The following is a 12213-nucleotide window of genomic DNA, read 5'->3' as shown; positions in this document are numbered from 1 at the left end:
GACAACCTTCCCTCGCCAACAGTTAACGCTCCAATCCCCATCGATAGCCCCTTTGAGCGGAGCATCACCGTCCCAAGCTTCCCGCGGGCATGAAGCCTCCGCTGTGAAGCAGTGATTACGTGAAGGGCTGGAGGTGCTTTACGATTGTAGCCTCGATGCGCGCGCGCTTGAGGAATAGTTGCCGCATACGCTGATTGTATTCCGCTCGAACTGTCTCACTTGCGGTGCCTCCGAAATGCGTGGACTGCCAGAGAAAGTCACCGTCGAGCATCAGACGCAAGCTTCGCTTGAACTCGGTGGATGAGCCAGCATAACGAAGATCATCGACAAGCAGCGGTTCAAGACATCTCAAGTCGACGCCCCTCCAGGATATTTCTCCGACGGGCTGACCGTCTGCGGGCATCTGAATGCTTTCTCCTGGGTCGACAGGCAAGCGTAGCTCCGTTGGGCCGAAGCGGGTCAACCTGTAAAGGGCGGCACCGCCGTAGATTGCGAGCGCATCTATGAAGACTTCGTCATGCAAGCTGACGCCAGAGACCCACTGCAGGGTCTGTGGGGGACGCCGGACCCCACGCTGGGAGGCAGGCGACTGTTTCATCGTTTCAGGCAAAGCGAGATCAGATTGCCACTCGTGGGCTTCGCTCCAGCCTTCGTGCAGATCAACTGGATCCCACACGGCATCAATGAATTCTTGTGGGTCGGTCTTGCTCGCGTAGAGCAACATAGCGGTAAGCTGATTGGTCTTGAACAGGCCGGCATCGGGCGCAGGACCGCCCCTCGTCCTCCACATTCGATCGCGGACGAGGAGTCCGAGCATACGATGTAGCTGAGCGATTGCCGATCCTGGTCCTTTGCGCCGATAATCCTTGTCGGGCAACGACAAGAAGGGAATGCCATTCGCCGTGGTGTTTTCCGTTCGGATGACCAATTCCCAGTCATTTTCCGATACTGAGATTATTTCCTCGTCACCGAATTCCAAGACCTTAGGGACAATCTGCCGCAGTTCATCGAACAGCGCCTCGCGGGCAGCCGCATAGCTTGAGGGCATAATACCTCCTTGGGCGCAGAAGCACCGGGTTGAAAAACGAAGATGATTTGTTGGGCGGGCGAGCTAACCTACCGCTGCGGGCGGCTAGTTACTCGCTGCTGGTGGCCGCAGCACGTGTTGGCAGAGTCGCTGCGGCTCAATTTGGCGCGTGAACGCCAGCCTTTTTCAGGCCGAGTTTTCGGTGTGAGAGATGAGGGGTGCGATGGGTCTTTCCAATCGATCAGCTGGAAATCCCATCAGTTTGGCATTGTGGCGAAAACGGATAACCATCTCTTGTAATTGTTCGACCTGAGCCGTCTTGTCAGCAAGGAGCTGCTCAAGACGTTTTATCCGCTGTTCTAAAACCACCGCTTCCGCTGATTTTGACTTGGCTGGCTTGCCCGCTTTCGCCTTGCGACGGTCGAAAGCGGTCTTGATAGCATCCTTCTTGAGCAAGCCCTGTCGGGTGCACCGAATACCGAGGCAACTGGCGACTTTTCTTTCAAGTGCCGAGGCGCTGAATGCCCCCCATTCCTCTTTCCATTCGTCGATGAGGAGGACGACACGATCTTGCACACCCTGGGTGAGGGCATCGCGCTTACGTCCTTTTCCGGTAGCGCTCATACTGTGTCCTCCAGTCCGGGGCCATCGAAGTGGCGGGGTGAAGCTGTTGTTGGTTGAACCAGCGTCCCGTCGGGAATGTCGGGATCCTGGTGAACAGCAAGGATGCGCTCGCAACCGGCAATCGATTGCTGAAGTGCATTACGGTGGTTGGATGCACCGATTGTGTCATCTTCGACTTCTGCCTGCACACGTTCCAGCAGCCAACGGTTATCGGCCAAGCGTTGCTCGGTTCGCAGCTTGCTATCTTCGTTGCCTTTTTCGACCAGACAGAACTCGCAGGTCTCGCAAGCCTGGAATTCCGGGCACGTGGAGCTGATCCAGTCAAGGTCGCAAAGCCCAATGTCCGTTACGTGCGCCGTGGCGAGCACCGTATCGCGAAAGGATGCTCGGTCTGCAGGCTCCTTTCGATCGTGTAGGTCTGCAAGTGCTCCCTGTATTTTCCCTTCATCCATCATTCCTCGAAACCGTTCTGCGATTTCAAGTCCAGTCAGATGATCGTATTCGCTGTTCTGTTGGATATCGTCTCGGCCGGACCATCTGGCCACCAAAGCCTGATCCAGCCCGCCAGCCTGCGCAAGGGTATTGAGCCAGTGCCTGAATTGGTGACTGGTCATACCCATTGCCGAACCGTCTTGCTGCAGCGGGCTCTCGAACTTTTCGAACACCGAAAGGGTGCGTCCACGTGTCGATCTGCGACCTCCAAGGAAATCGGCAAGGTGCTGGTCGCGGGTCAACGACAACAGGCAGGGATTGGTAGCCTTACGGCTATGGTGGAAGTTGAGATGCACAAGGAGGAGATGTTCGCTGAGCTTCATACCGCGGCGATCTTCGGTCACTTTCACGACTTCCTTCAGGAGGGCCTGCTCTAGATCCTGTCGCGAAATGCGAACGTCGCGTCCGCTTGCGTCGATGCCTCTCAACATTAGCCACTGACGTCCGGACTTGGCACACGAACCCATCCCGAACATTTCAGCGACCTCGGTCTTTGTATAGGTCTGCCACGGGCCTAGATCATAGCCGGGAAGCCAGGCGCGACCGGGATGCTCTTCCAACCAGCGTGCGAGCTCCCTTGCCGGCTCGGTATGACGACGAACGTCAGCAATCGCCCCGCGAGCGACATCGACCATCACAGTCGGGATCCATTTCACGTCGGAGTCGGAGGACTTCTCCTTCCAGTATCGCAGGCCGTAGCGCATGACTGGCTTGCCATCCTTGTCGAAAACGGGGCCGTTCTCGTCGACTTTCTGTTCCTCGACCTCGCAATCGGCATGGAGGGCAAGCACCTCGCCGATGCGCCAAGGCGCGCAGTGAAGCAGCTTGATTACGCTCATGCAGACCACATCACTGGGGTCTGTCACCAAGTGCGAGAGGCGGGCAAGTTCGTCGAGGACGTCGGACGTCGGCAGCTTGCTCTCGCGCGCATCGTTCGCGTGTTTGCTGATCCGGCTGAGTGCGTTGGTCTGGCGCTTCAACGGGTTGCGCCAGTTAAGGCGAGAGGCCGACAAGCTGTGCCGATCAATCGTGTCTGCGATCGTCTGAAGCGCGCAACCGAGCCTGTAAGCGGTCGTCGGGGATGAGCGTTTCTGAACTGCAACGACAGCCGCTGCGAAATCCGCGTGCGTCAAGCGGACCGGATCGTGCCCGCGATCACCGAGTTGGTCGTGGAGATCCCGCGCAGCGTTGATGATGCGGCTGAGCGGCCCATCTCCCTGCGGTCGACTATCCTGCTTTCGGCGGATGAGAGCCTTGATGAAACTGGCGAAAGGCTCGGCCATCGGCACGCGGCCTTCGATGCTTTTGGCCTCACCGTTAGCATGCGTGGTGAAGTAGAGGACCGCTTTCTGGGCCGCCTTACTCACCGGCCGGGGACAATGCGTCGTTACATCCCAGTCCGCACGATCCCATTCGAGGTTGGTGCCGAATGCGGCACAATCGTAGCGAGCCTGCGCGATGAAGGCCTCCAACCGTTCAAGCGCGTTGCGCTCGGGCCGGGTAATTAGCCGCTCAGCCATGCTGCTCCGCGCGCTTGTCAGCGATGCGCTGGATTACGCCCGCGACCTCAATGATGACGTGATCGTTCATTGCGATCACCTTCTGATTGAGTCCCTGCTCCACACTCTTTTCCCTTCTCCTCAATAGGCTCTCTAAAACCAAGTCATGAGGTCCATCCATCCACGGCTGAAACATTGGACAGGTGTAACATGCCAGCGGTGCCGCGCTGACGTTGCAGAAGCTGTGATTACCGCAGGTGCCGACAGGCTCGGTTAGATCTCTCTCACGGTCACCGTGGTAGACCCGGCTCCCGCTCACATCACCGCGGATTGCACTAGCCTCGTTCTCGACCAGCTTGGCGAAAGCCTGGGCGCGCGGTGCGAGCGCGACGGCCATTGTCTGGTCAAGGTGCTCAACAATGTTCGAATGCACGTCGAAATAGACACCGACATTCTGGAGGTCGGAATGGTCTAGGGCATCGGCCACCTCGTATGCTGAAGCCCCGGAATCGACCGCCCGGGTAGCGAGCGTATAGCGGAAGCGGCGCGTGGTAACATGCAACGGTTCGCCGGTCCGTGAGAGCACTCCTAGCTTCTTGACAGCACGCTGGAGCATGTTGTTAACGTCGGCAGCCTTTAGGTGCCATGCCCATTCGGCCAGCAGCTGATTGTGACCGTAACAAGGGCTACTGGAACGTAGAATTGGCCGTGCTGCGGGATTGCTTTCCATATCGGGGTAGTTGGCGCGGTTTTGAGCGATCAGATCAGCTAGTAGTTCGCCTACAAAACGCGTCAGCCTCCGCTCCTTAAATTCGGCGCGATGGTGCACGTGACCTTTTTTGTGCCGCGGCATTTGCAGAATGTATGCAACCACCTCATCCCCTAGCTTTTCTGCCCTAAGATCTTCTTCCCGAAGACAAGCATATTGAATCGCGTTGCTCCCCGTAGAGAGCGCAAGCCAGACCAGTGCTTGTTCTGCTAGCGGAATGGCATTGGTTAGGCGGGCTGCTCTCAATGCATTCGTCAGGGAAGCCACTTCCTGCGCATCGAGAGGGCCTTTTTTAGGGTTCTTCGACCTAACAGCCTGGCCTTTGGTGTTGCCGCCAATGACTAAGTCGTCGAGTTGGCAAGAAACTTCGAAATCGAAGTGGGGATAGCCCTGTGCCTCACACCAACGATAGAGCTGACGTGCGTAATGCAATTTCCAGCGGTCCGCTTTCTTCAGTGCGGCACTGGCTTCGCTGAACGCTAGATACGGGATCGCGATCGAGGCATCCTCTGCTGCGCGAAAAGCCGCAGTTCGTGTGAAACACGGAAGAAAGTGAAAGGCATTGCGCACACTGACCGGTGATTGCGTGGTGATAAGCCAGCCGAAATAGCGCTTGAAGGCATTTTCGATTTCCACATTGCGCAGCGCCAAGACTGACCAGTCCAAGACGATCTTCGAAGTGGGTTCATTGAGCTCCCAGCGATCGCCAGAGACATCTACCGGGAACCCTCGCCGATCTATAACGATGGGCCTTTCGTTCGGATCGACGGCCCGGCCGAAAGGCCTGTTCGGAAGAACGGCATTCATAAGGCAATCTCCGACAGTTGCTGTTGCATCCCTAGGAGGAGCTGCGATGCTTGGCGCTCAATTTCACGCTGCGAGTATTTGACCGATTGCTGCGACGTCTTCGCCCACCCCATGATGTAGTTGTTCACCTGCTGAGCGAGAGCGTCTTTCAGTCCGCTTGCCTTGGCATTTGCCATAAATCGGTCGTTCCAGGTATGGCGAAGAACGTGCGTGGAGAAGTCGGATGGAAAGACATCCGGAAAGCGCTCCCTAATGACAACGAACATATCGTAGACGCTTGCGAGCGAAAGCGGCTGTCCGTTCCGGCTTTCGAGGACGATGAAGGGTGATTTCTTGGCGCCGGGCACCTGAGAGCGGTGCTTGGTTATGTAGGTATGGATGGTCTGAGCAAGTAACTTGCTTATCGGCAATGTTCTGCCTGCCGTCTTCACAAGAGGCTGATCCTTTCGAGGATCGCTGGGATCTCCAGGATTTGGTTCGATTGTGATCCTGGTGTTTTGATGTAAATTTACATGGTTGGCCTTCAAGACCAACGACTCCGCTCGCCTTATCCCGAGTTCATAGAAGAGCAGGAACAGCATGAAATTGCGGTAGCGCGTCTCGGCATAGAACGGATTCTCAGGCGAGTCAGGCCGGACGATCTCGAACAGCCGGACTTGCTGCTCCTCCGTCAACCCGAGCCGCACTTTTCCAGCGCCCTTTCGTTTTAGCGCCTTCAGTTGCTTCTCGATCTGCAGAAACCGTTGGTTGATGGCCGGGACGCGCGGGTCATCTATCTTCATGGCCTGCGCAACGCCGGTCGCCCGCCAGCGGATGTAGTCTGTGACCCAGTCTACCCTGTTGGCCTGGGTATCACCGAGCACGTTGCCGGGCAGGACTTGGTCGCCAACAATTACCTTTTTACGCTTGCTCTGCCCCAAGGCGGTGGCAAGGCTCTCGATCTCAGCTTGACTAAAAAGATCGCCGCTTCCGAAACGCTCGTCGATGTCGATCAGACAAGCTTCGGCCCACTCGAGGAAAAGACCGATAGCTCCCACGCGGCTTTTGGTGGAGTTGATCGATTTAGTCCGATGGTAAGCGAGGCTGAAGTCAACGACGTCGAGCACCGGCAGTTCGGACTCACAGTCGACTAGCAGGGGAAAGCGTTCGCCACTGTCTAGGCGGATGGCTTTGGTGCGGTAGATCGTCTGCATTGATGTTCCCCCAATGTTCTGAATGACATGGGAGATTCATCAATGAACTTCAAGCGCTTGTTGGAAATGTCCCAGTCAAAGACATAATACAAGAAGGGCTTCCTACAGTTACACCTGCAGGAAGCCCTTACTCATTGATACTGATGCCGTTGAATTAGTTACAGTCGATTTGTAAGAATTCGTATAATCCTCAGGCCCTTACCTCAGGATAGTTACCGAACCTCACATACCCGTCGCTAAAACGGGATGTCATCGTCCAGATCATCATAGCCGCCAGCGCCGCCTTGGCTGCTGCCGCCTTGACCGCCGCCGCCGGAGCCTCCGCCCCCTTGGTTCCAGCCGCCACCGCCGCCGCCGCCGCCTTGGCCGCCGCCGCCACCGCCACCGCCATAACCGCCTGAGCTACCTCCGCCGCCACCACCACCGCCGCCGCCTTGCGCGCCGTCGAGCATGGTGAGCGAACCGCCAAGGCCGCGGATCACGACTTCGGTCGAATACCGGTCATTGCCGCTTTGATCCTGCCATTTGCGGGTTTGCAGCTGGCCTTCGATGTAAACCTTCGAACCTTTTTTCAGGTAGCGTTCGACCACGCCGACCAGACCTTCGGAAAAGATCGCGACCGTGTGCCATTCGGTGCGTTCCTGACGCTCCCCGGTGTTGCGGTCCTTCCACGTCTCGCTGGTGGCGATCCGCAGATTGGCGACCTTGCCGCCGTTCTGGAAGCTGCGGATTTCGGGGTCCGCCCCGAGATTGCCGATCAGCATTACCTTGTTGAGCGAACCCGCCATCGAAATATCCTCTTCGTATTCGTGCTGGCGCGGATGATCCCGCGCGATTCTCTGGGATGTAATAGGGCAGCACGGCAATTAGCGCACCAGTCAGAATAACCGGCGCGCAGCGTTTTCCACCTTTGAAATACGGGTTCCTACCGCGAAGGGTAGCGCAGCCGCCCCAAAAAGCGCGTCAGGCTGGGCAATTCGACATCGCGGCCGGTGAATTTCGCTTTCGCCTTTTCAAACTTCATCACGCCGTCGATCCGGCGGTCGAGAAATTCGTAGGTCTTTACCTTGCCCTCGCTATCGTCGTTGACGAACACGGCGAGCGTCGCGCTGTAAATCCCGGCGAGGATCGTGCGTTTTGTATAATGGTTGTAATCCGTCGCGGTGTCGCCTGCCAGCCGCCACATGATGTCGGCGGAGCGCCAACCCAATTGCAGCGATCGCGGCGCGTTCTGCGGCATTGCCATAATCGACATTGCACGGCGCACTGCCTCGTCGACATCGGTGACCGCTTCCAGCCGGAACGCGACCAGCGTGCGAATGCGCTCGCGGATTTTTAGCTCGGCGAGCTTTTCCTTGGGCCAGGCGGCTTCCATCTGCTGGTCAACGCTGGTGATCCACGCCTCGATCATGTCCATCGCGCGCCCGCCAAGCGGTTTGTCCGGGAATGCCAGCTTGGCAATGTCTGGATCGGCGCCTGCCATGTCGGCGGCGGTGACCAGCGCGGTTTCGTTCCACCCGTCAAAAATTGCAGAGGCTGCGATTTCGGGGGCGAGCGCAATGCGCAGCTCGTCGAGGGTCATGTCGGAAAAATCGGGAGAAGTGTTCATCGCAGGGCCCATATATGAAAGCTTGTCTTAGAAAGAAGGCCCGTACTGTTTTTCCGTTCCCTTTTCGCCGCGTTCCTCGTCCGCTTTTTCCAGTTCCATTTTCAGCAAAGTGTTCTGGCTCATCAATTCGATGTAATCGCGCGCAGAACGGCCTGAATTGTCATTGCGATCCGGGTCTGCGCCCTCTGCCAGCATCCGGCGGACAAGCGGCAGGTTGCGCTGGTGCACAGCCGAAATCAGCGGCGTTTCGCCCTGGCTGTCAGCCACATTGATCCGCGCGCCGCCTTTGATCAGTTCCTCGACACCGTCGACAAAGCCCAGCCGCGTCGCGATCTGGATCGGGGTTACACCCTTGGCATTGCGGATGTTGGGGTTTGCGCCGCGCTGGACCAGAAACCGGATCCACAGCGCATCGCGGCGTGCGGTCACGATATGCAGGCCGGTGTCGCCGCTGGTGATGTCGCGGGTGTTGACCAGGGTTTCGCCCGAACCGGGTTCATTCAGCATCTGGGTAACGGTGTCGCCGTCGCGGTCATCCACCGCTTTCAGAAATTCATATCCGGCCGAATACATCTGCGCCGCCACCGGCGACAGCGCCGCGCCCGCAATCAAACTTGCCAAAACCGCACTGGCAATTGCCCCTGTGCGTCCTATCTTGCGCCGAAGATTGGCGAGCGCGTCTTGAACCATCGTCATTACCTGTCACACCTGTTGTGAGAGCCCCGTTTAACGGCCCTCTTGGGTCACAGCCAGTTAGCAGAGCATGAACCGCATAGCCAAGCCCTCTCGCCGCAATCGTTTTGTAACCGCCATCGCCTGCGCGGCGCTGTTCGCTGGGTCCGCTTGCAGCGAACCAGAGGTGACGGACGGGCCGGTCGGCCCCTCGGCTGATGGGGTCGATTTGCGCGGTTCATCGCTCGGCGGCGAATTTGAACTGACCTCGCACACAGGGGAGACGGTGAAGTGGTCGGATTTCGACGGGCAATACCGGATGATCTATTTCGGGTTTACCTCCTGCCCCGCCATCTGCCCGACCGATGTGCAGCGCGCCACGCGCGGCCTGATGGCGTTTGAAGAAGCGCACCCGGAACTTGCCGGGAAAGTGCAGCCGATCTTTGTCTCGATCGACCCGGACCGCGATACGCCCGACGCGCTGAACCAGTTTGTCAGCGCGTTTCATCCCCGGCTGATCGGCCTCACGGGATCGCAGGAGGAAGTGGATGCGGTCATCGCGAAGTTCGGCGGGTCCGCTGAAAAGCTCCCGGCGCAGGAAAACGGGTGGTACGACATGCAGCACACCAATTTCACCTATCTGTTTGCGCCCGACGGCTCCCCGCTCGGCATCATTCCGACGGACAAACGGGTTAAAGGCGTCACCGCAGAGCTTGAACGATGGATTCGCTGAGGCCGGAATTCTGGAACCTGCCGCTCGCTGATCTGACGCGCGCGGAGTGGGAGGCGCTGTGCGACGGGTGCGGACGGTGCTGCCTGCACAAGATCGAGGATGCCGATACCGGCGCCATCGAAGACACCAATGTCGCGTGCAAACTGCTTGATACCGGGTCTGCCAAATGCAGCGATTATCGCAACCGCAAGGCTTTCGTCCCGGACTGTCTGCGCCTGACGCTTTCCATTGTCGAGGACGTGCCGTGGCTGCCATCGACCTGCGCGTATCGGCTGCGCGCCGAGGGCAGGCCGCTGCGCAGCTGGCATTACCTGATCAGCGGCGACCGCGAGGATGTGGTGCGCGCCGGTGTCTCTGTCGCGGGGCGCGTCGTTAGCGAACTGGATGCGGGACCGATAGAGCATCATATCGTCGAATGGGGCGAAGGCGCGGCTAGCTCGGCGGGCGGATCGGACACCGCAGACACGGCGAGCGAGCACGCATGATCGACTGGCTGAAGCCTGCGAGCGAGCGCCCGCCAGAGCCTCAGCCCCGGATCGATCTGGGCGGAACATCTGTGCCTATTGTCATTCGCCGCCATGCCGCGGCAAAACGGCTCACGCTGCGATTGTCGCCCGACGGCAGCGAAGTGCGCCTCACCATGCCGCGCTGGGCGCGCACGGCAGAGGCGCTCGCCTTTGCTAATTCGCGCGCCGAGTGGCTGGCCGCACAGCGCGCCAAAGTGCCGCAGCGCACCGCGCCAGTGCCCGGCTCGGCGATCATGATAGAGGGCGAAGAGGTGCGTATTGCGTGGGAAGAAACCGCGCCGCGCCGCCCTGCCCTTACCGGCGGCGAACTGCGCCTTGGCGGACCGGAAGCAGGCATTGCATCGCGTATTCAGCGATGGCTGGAACGCCGCGCGCTCGCTCATTTCGAAGCTGATGCCGTGCATTATTGCAGCCGCGCGCAGCTTGATCCGGTGCCCGTCGCGATTTCCCGCGCGCAAAAACGCTGGGGCAGTTGCAGCGAACGCGGCACGATCCGGCTCAACTGGCGGCTGGTGCAGGCGCCGCATCATGTCCGCCGCTCTGTCGTCGCGCATGAAGTCGCGCATCTCGTCCATTTTGATCACAGCCCGGCATTTCACGCCTTGCTCGCGGAGATATACGACGCTGATATTGCGCGCGCGGATCGCTGGCTAAAAGAACGCGGGCGCACGCTTTACGCCAGCTTTGGCTAGGATGCGCAGCTGACATCTGGCGCTGGCGCGCATTGCCCCCTATATTGGCGCGATGTCTTCACTGTCGCGTTTCAATCCCACTTCGGGCGTGCTCGATTTCTGGCAGGAATTTCGCAAGCCCAATCCGCTGCGCTGGCCGATCCTCGCCGCTTCGATGATCCCGTTCGGCATCATCTTTTACTGGCTGGGAGGAGAGACGGTCTACAAAGACCCCGAACGCCCGACAATCGCCTATATCACCACCTTTGAGCCGGGCCGGACCGATGCCGAAATCATCGCCACGAACGAGGCAAACCAGGAGGTGAAGGAGCTGCGCGAGGCACAGGCTGAACGGCTCGCCCAGCGGAAACGCGATCTTTACATGGCTTTGGGCGAAGCTGCCGGAATGGACGTGGACGAAATCGCGGCAGAGGCCGATGCCCGCCGCGCTGCAGAAGAAGCCGCCGAGGAAGAGCGCCGCGCCGAACTGTTCGGAGCCGACAGCGAAACCGGCGAAACCGGCGAAACCGGCGGGGACGGCGAGAATGCCCGCACCACAGGCGTAGGAACATCCAGCGGGGATGACACCCCATAAGCTCGCGCTCGAGTTTTGATCCGCCCAGCGACCAAGACTGGATGGCCGCAGCCGCAAGGCTGGCGGCAAGGGCGCGCCCGCTTTCCAGCCCCAATCCCGGCGTTGGCGCGCTGCTTGTAAAAGATAACCGGCTTATCGCGCGCGGCTGGACCCAGCCGGGCGGCAGACCCCATGCCGAGGCCGGGCTGCTGGACAGCGCCGGCAAGGGCGCCGCGGGAGCCACTCTCTACGTCACGCTGGAGCCGTGCGCGCACGAATCGCAGCGCGGCCCTGCGTGCAGCGATCTGGTTGCAAAGGCCCGCCCATCGCGCGCCGTGATCGGCCAGCTTGACCCTGATCCGCGCACATCGGGCGCCGGGATCGCGCGGCTCAAGCGCGCAGGGATTGATTCGGCGGTGCTGGAAGATGCCGCTTCCGCCGCCAGCCTCGCAGGCTATCTGACGCGGCAGAAACTGGGCCGCCCGCACGTAACGCTAAAACTGGCGGTATCACTCGACGGGTGCATCGCGCTGTCTGACGGAACCAGTCAGTGGATCACGGGGGAGCACGCCCGCGCCCATGTTCACGCACACCGCGCGCGCCATGAAGCGATCCTGGTCGGAGGATCGACCTGGCGCAGCGACCGCCCGCGCCTCGATGTGCGAATCCCCGGTCTTGAAGAACGCAGCCCGCGCCGCATCCTGCTCTCCCGCGGGGTTGCCCCCGAAGGCGTGACCGTCATCAATCGCCCAGACCAGATCGGCGCGCTTGAAGGCGTGCAATACCTTTATGTCGAAGGCGGCGCGCAGACCGCGGCGAGCTTCCTCGCCGAAGACCTTGTCGATGAATTGCACCTCTACCGCGCGCCCATCATAATCGGCGATGGGCTCCACGGTATCGGCGCGCTGGGACTAACCGGCGAAGCGGGCCTTGCCAGCGCGCATAAACGCTGGACGCTGGCCGAGCGGCGGCAGCTTGGCAGCGATGAATTCACCGCCTATCAGCGGACCCGCTAA

At 59.6% G+C, this 12213-nt stretch carries 13 protein-coding genes; 5 read left to right on the top strand and 8 right to left on the bottom strand.

Features of this window, described 5'->3' with window-relative positions; genetic code table 11:
- Positions 1-115: 115 nt before the first annotated feature.
- From ACGHU1_RS12790 to ACGHU1_RS12755, 8 genes are all read right to left on the bottom strand, one after another.
- Positions 116-1048: a hypothetical protein gene (locus ACGHU1_RS12790; RefSeq protein ID WP_390587507.1), complete on the bottom strand. Its 933-nt coding sequence runs from the start codon at positions 1046-1048 to the stop codon at positions 116-118.
- A gap of 165 nt (positions 1049-1213) precedes the next feature.
- A complete protein-coding gene (locus tag ACGHU1_RS12785) occupies positions 1214-1651 on the bottom strand; it encodes a hypothetical protein (RefSeq protein ID WP_390587504.1) in 438 nt (145 codons plus the stop codon).
- Entirely contained in the window at positions 1648-3663 is a 2016-nt protein-coding gene (locus tag ACGHU1_RS12780; RefSeq protein ID WP_390587501.1) for a hypothetical protein, read from the bottom strand. The genes ACGHU1_RS12785 and ACGHU1_RS12780 overlap by 4 nt, the downstream gene beginning before the upstream one ends.
- A complete protein-coding gene (locus ACGHU1_RS12775; protein WP_390587498.1) occupies positions 3656-5218 on the bottom strand; it encodes a site-specific integrase in 1563 nt (520 codons plus the stop codon). The genes ACGHU1_RS12780 and ACGHU1_RS12775 overlap by 8 nt, the downstream gene beginning before the upstream one ends.
- Positions 5215-6411 (bottom strand): tyrosine-type recombinase/integrase, encoded by a 1197-nt coding sequence (locus ACGHU1_RS12770; protein WP_390587496.1) that lies wholly within the window; start codon positions 6409-6411, stop codon positions 5215-5217. The genes ACGHU1_RS12775 and ACGHU1_RS12770 overlap by 4 nt, the downstream gene beginning before the upstream one ends.
- A gap of 236 nt (positions 6412-6647) precedes the next feature.
- Positions 6648-7199: a single-stranded DNA-binding protein gene (ssb, locus tag ACGHU1_RS12765; protein ID WP_390587494.1), complete on the bottom strand. Its 552-nt coding sequence runs from the start codon at positions 7197-7199 to the stop codon at positions 6648-6650.
- A gap of 137 nt (positions 7200-7336) precedes the next feature.
- Entirely contained in the window at positions 7337-8020 is a 684-nt protein-coding gene (locus tag ACGHU1_RS12760) for a COQ9 family protein (protein ID WP_390587491.1), read from the bottom strand.
- Between the two features lie 27 nt (positions 8021-8047).
- Positions 8048-8716, bottom strand: a complete 669-nt coding sequence (locus ACGHU1_RS12755; RefSeq protein ID WP_390587489.1) for an ankyrin repeat domain-containing protein — start codon at positions 8714-8716, stop codon at positions 8048-8050.
- 67 nt (positions 8717-8783) lie between these two features.
- Here ACGHU1_RS12755 and ACGHU1_RS12750 point away from each other — a divergent pair, with 67 nt between their 5' ends.
- Genes ACGHU1_RS12750 through ribD form a run of 5 tightly spaced genes read left to right on the top strand, consistent with a single transcriptional unit; the run spans position 8784 to position 12213 of the window.
- Positions 8784-9425 carry an SCO family protein gene (locus tag ACGHU1_RS12750; protein WP_390587487.1) on the top strand — a complete coding sequence of 214 codons (642 nt, stop codon included), beginning with the start codon at positions 8784-8786 and terminating at the stop codon, positions 9423-9425.
- Positions 9413-9910 carry a YcgN family cysteine cluster protein gene (locus ACGHU1_RS12745; RefSeq protein WP_390587484.1) on the top strand — a complete coding sequence of 166 codons (498 nt, stop codon included), beginning with the start codon at positions 9413-9415 and terminating at the stop codon, positions 9908-9910. The genes ACGHU1_RS12750 and ACGHU1_RS12745 overlap by 13 nt, the downstream gene beginning before the upstream one ends.
- Complete coding sequence (locus tag ACGHU1_RS12740) at positions 9907-10644, top strand: M48 family metallopeptidase (RefSeq protein WP_390587482.1); 738 nt, start codon at positions 9907-9909, stop codon at positions 10642-10644. Before ACGHU1_RS12745 ends, ACGHU1_RS12740 begins: the two co-directional genes overlap by 4 nt.
- A gap of 52 nt (positions 10645-10696) precedes the next feature.
- Positions 10697-11218 carry a hypothetical protein gene (locus tag ACGHU1_RS12735; RefSeq protein ID WP_390587479.1) on the top strand — a complete coding sequence of 174 codons (522 nt, stop codon included), beginning with the start codon at positions 10697-10699 and terminating at the stop codon, positions 11216-11218.
- The gene (gene ribD / locus ACGHU1_RS12730) at positions 11215-12213 is read left to right on the top strand and encodes a bifunctional diaminohydroxyphosphoribosylaminopyrimidine deaminase/5-amino-6-(5-phosphoribosylamino)uracil reductase RibD (protein WP_390587729.1); all 999 of its coding nucleotides are present in this window, start codon (positions 11215-11217) and stop codon (positions 12211-12213) included. The genes ACGHU1_RS12735 and ribD overlap by 4 nt, the downstream gene beginning before the upstream one ends.

Source organism: Erythrobacter sp. MTPC3, assembly GCF_042854385.1.
GTDB lineage: Bacteria > Pseudomonadota > Alphaproteobacteria > Sphingomonadales > Sphingomonadaceae > Erythrobacter.
Note: the sequence above shows the minus strand (reverse complement) of the source record. Positions and strands in the feature narration are given on the sequence as shown.

Excerpts from the sequence above, each read along its gene's own strand:
- ACGHU1_RS12790 (WP_390587507.1), bottom strand. The coding sequence starts at position 1,048 with ATGCCCTCAAGCTATGCGGCTGCCCGCGAGGCGCTGTTCGATGAACTG.
- ACGHU1_RS12785 (WP_390587504.1), bottom strand. The coding sequence starts at position 1,651 with ATGAGCGCTACCGGAAAAGGACGTAAGCGCGATGCCCTCACCCAGGGT.
- ACGHU1_RS12780 (WP_390587501.1), bottom strand. The coding sequence starts at position 3,663 with ATGGCTGAGCGGCTAATTACCCGGCCCGAGCGCAACGCGCTTGAACGG.
- ACGHU1_RS12775 (WP_390587498.1), bottom strand. The coding sequence starts at position 5,218 with ATGAATGCCGTTCTTCCGAACAGGCCTTTCGGCCGGGCCGTCGATCCG.
- ACGHU1_RS12770 (WP_390587496.1), bottom strand. The coding sequence starts at position 6,411 with ATGCAGACGATCTACCGCACCAAAGCCATCCGCCTAGACAGTGGCGAA.
- ssb (WP_390587494.1), bottom strand. The coding sequence starts at position 7,199 with ATGGCGGGTTCGCTCAACAAGGTAATGCTGATCGGCAATCTCGGGGCG.
- ACGHU1_RS12760 (WP_390587491.1), bottom strand. The coding sequence starts at position 8,020 with ATGAACACTTCTCCCGATTTTTCCGACATGACCCTCGACGAGCTGCGC.
- ACGHU1_RS12755 (WP_390587489.1), bottom strand. The coding sequence starts at position 8,716 with ATGACGATGGTTCAAGACGCGCTCGCCAATCTTCGGCGCAAGATAGGA.
- ACGHU1_RS12750 (WP_390587487.1), top strand. The coding sequence starts at position 8,784 with ATGAACCGCATAGCCAAGCCCTCTCGCCGCAATCGTTTTGTAACCGCC.
- ACGHU1_RS12745 (WP_390587484.1), top strand. The coding sequence starts at position 9,413 with ATGGATTCGCTGAGGCCGGAATTCTGGAACCTGCCGCTCGCTGATCTG.
- ACGHU1_RS12740 (WP_390587482.1), top strand. The coding sequence starts at position 9,907 with ATGATCGACTGGCTGAAGCCTGCGAGCGAGCGCCCGCCAGAGCCTCAG.
- ACGHU1_RS12735 (WP_390587479.1), top strand. The coding sequence starts at position 10,697 with ATGTCTTCACTGTCGCGTTTCAATCCCACTTCGGGCGTGCTCGATTTC.